At 70.7% G+C, this 2407-nt stretch carries 2 protein-coding genes and 1 pseudogene; 2 read left to right on the forward strand and 1 reads right to left on the reverse strand.

Annotation, left to right across the window (positions count from 1 at the left end):
* Both IE239_RS43205 and IE239_RS41215 read left to right on the forward strand, forming a co-directional pair.
* Positions 1-280: pseudogene (locus tag IE239_RS43205) on the forward strand (CoA ester lyase); the annotation flags it as partial.
* Complete coding sequence (locus IE239_RS41215) at positions 277-1281, forward strand: MaoC family dehydratase (RefSeq protein WP_053744026.1); 1005 nt, start codon at positions 277-279, stop codon at positions 1279-1281. The pseudogene IE239_RS43205 and the gene IE239_RS41215, both read left to right, overlap by 4 nt.
* Positions 1282-1311: 30 nt before the next feature.
* Here the strand turns inward: IE239_RS41215 and IE239_RS41220 are convergent, their stop codons facing one another.
* The gene (locus IE239_RS41220) at positions 1312-2346 is read right to left on the reverse strand and encodes an MBL fold metallo-hydrolase (RefSeq protein WP_053744027.1); all 1035 of its coding nucleotides are present in this window, start codon (positions 2344-2346) and stop codon (positions 1312-1314) included.
* Positions 2347-2407: the final 61 nt, after the last annotated feature.

Here is a 2407-nt window from a genome sequence, read left to right on the forward strand (position 1 = left end):
GGTGGCGGCCGACGAGCGGTTCACCGAGAGCGTGCGCCGCGCCGCACAACTGGGCTTCGACGGCAAGTGGGTCATCCACCCGTGCCAGATCCAGGCAGTGAACGAGGTGTTCACGCCCTCGGCGGACGAGGTGACGCGGGCGCGGGCGGTTCTGGCCGCCCTGCAGGAGGGCCATGACCGAGCCCAGGGAGCGGTCACCCTCGACGGCCGGATGATCGACGAGGCCGTGGCGTTGGCGGCACGACGTGTGCTGGCGAAAGCGGGAGGATCGCGGGTATGAGCGTGGCACACACGGCCGAGGGGCCGTACTTCGACGAGCTGACGGTCGGCCAGGTCTTCGGCGGGGCACCGGCGATGACGCTCACCGCCGGCCACGCGGCGGCCCATCAGGCGATCGTGGGGGACCAGCTCGCTCTACCGTTGGACGCGGAGCTGAGCCTGGCGGTGACCGGGCAGGCTCCCCTCGCGCATCCGGCCCTGGTCTGGGATGTGGCGATCGGCCAGTCCACGGTGGCGACCCACCATGTGAAGGCAAATCTCTTCTACCGCGGGCTGGTGCTGCGGCGCGCACCCCTCATCGGCGACACCCTGAGTACCTCCACCCACGTGGTGGCGCTGCGCCAGAACAGCAGCCGCGAAGGCCGCCGGCCGACCGGCCTGGCGGCCCTTCGCATCATCACCACGGACCAGCACGGCCGCCCGGTACTGGACTTCTGGCGGTGCGCCATGCTGCCCCTCCGCGACCCGGACGCGCGCACCGGCCACGCCGCCGACCTGGACGCCGTCGGCGACCCGCCCGACAGTGACGCGCTCGCCGCGGTCCCGGCGGGGTGGCGGCTCGACCGGTTCGCGGAGCGCGTCGCCGGACCCCGGTTCGGCGAGATCACCGAGGGCAGCGTCTGGGAAGTCGGTGGCGGAGACGTCGTGTCGAGCGCCCCTGAGCTCGCCCGGCTCACGCTCAACGTGGCCAAGGCGCATCATGACCGGCGCGCGGCGGGCGGGCAAAGGCTGGTCTACGGCGGCCACACGATCGGCGTGGCCCTCGCGCAGGCCGCCCGGGCTCTGCCGTCCATCGTCACCGTGGCCGGCTGGCACGGCTGCGACCACCTGGGCCCCGTGCACGAGAGCGACACCCTGCACAGCACCGTCACCGTCGAGCGCAAGCACGCGCTGGACGGCCACGGCGGGCTGGTGCACCTGCGGTCGAAGGTCCACGCCACCCTCGCCGACGAGCCGCCGCGCGACGTCCTGGACTGGCGGTACGTCGTCGTACTGGCCTGACCGAGAGGTCAGCCCGCCCCGGACGGTTGCTCAACCGGCCGGGGCGAACCGCCGAGTTCCCTCAACGTCCCGCCATGTGACCGCGCCCTGCCCGGCCAGTACGTCCAGGTGGGCGTCGATCTCCAGTACGGCTGTCATCTGGTGGACGAGCGGCAGGTCGTCGAGCCGGCGCAGACGACGGGTCCATGGCAGCGCGCGCGCCACCGCGTAGGCCGTGTCGGCCCCGGACGCCACCTGGCGTACCACCTCGTCCAGGCGTTCCTCATGATGCGCGATCAGTTCGTCCACCCTGGTGTGGACACTTCTTGTCACCGGCCCGTGGGCGGGCAGCAGCAGGGCGTCCGGCATCCCTCGCACCAGGCGCAGAGAGGCGAGATAGGACCGCAGGGGATGCCTCTCCGGCGACCGCTCGAACCCCAGGGACGGCGTGATGTACGGCAGCACATGGTCCCCGGAGAACAGCAGACCGCCCAAGGGATCTCTGAGCACCACATGACCGCGGGTGTGGCCGGGTGTGGCCAGCACGTCCAGGCGGCGGTCAGCCAGGACGATCCGCTCGCCGTCCTTCAGCCACGCGTCCGGAGGGCCGAACGGCATGTCCAGCTCGTGCGGCTCGGCCGTCATCGCCTCCACTCGGGCCGCCAGTTCGGGGGCGCCGCACGCGCGCAGCAGGACGGCCTGCCGGGGGTAGCTCCCGTCCGCCAGGTCGAAGTCCTCGATCGAATGACGTTCCTCCCAGCCGATCCGCACGCGGGTGCCGAGCGACTCGCGGAGCGCCAGTGCCTGGGTGTAGTGGTCCCAGTGGGCGTGCGTCACGATGATCTGGTCAATGTCCCCGAGCCGGTGTCCGAGACTCTGCAACGCCTCGACCAGTGCCTTCTCGGTCTCGGGCCTGGCCCAGCCCGAGTCGATCAGTATCAGCCCGCCGGGATCCTCGATCACATAGACGTTGACCGCCGCCAATCCGTCCACGGGCAGTGCCAGGGGGATGCGGTACACATGGTCCACGACGGCGTGGGCGCCGGGTTCGGTCCAGTCGTCGGGCTGTTCCAACAGGGGTAGCACCAAGACCTTGCTCCTGCACCGCAGTCGACAGAGTAGATTTTAGCTTACATTAAATTAAATG

The sequence above is a fragment of the Streptomyces humidus genome (genome assembly GCF_014649655.1).
In the GTDB taxonomy this organism is placed as follows: domain Bacteria; phylum Actinomycetota; class Actinomycetes; order Streptomycetales; family Streptomycetaceae; genus Streptomyces; species Streptomyces humidus.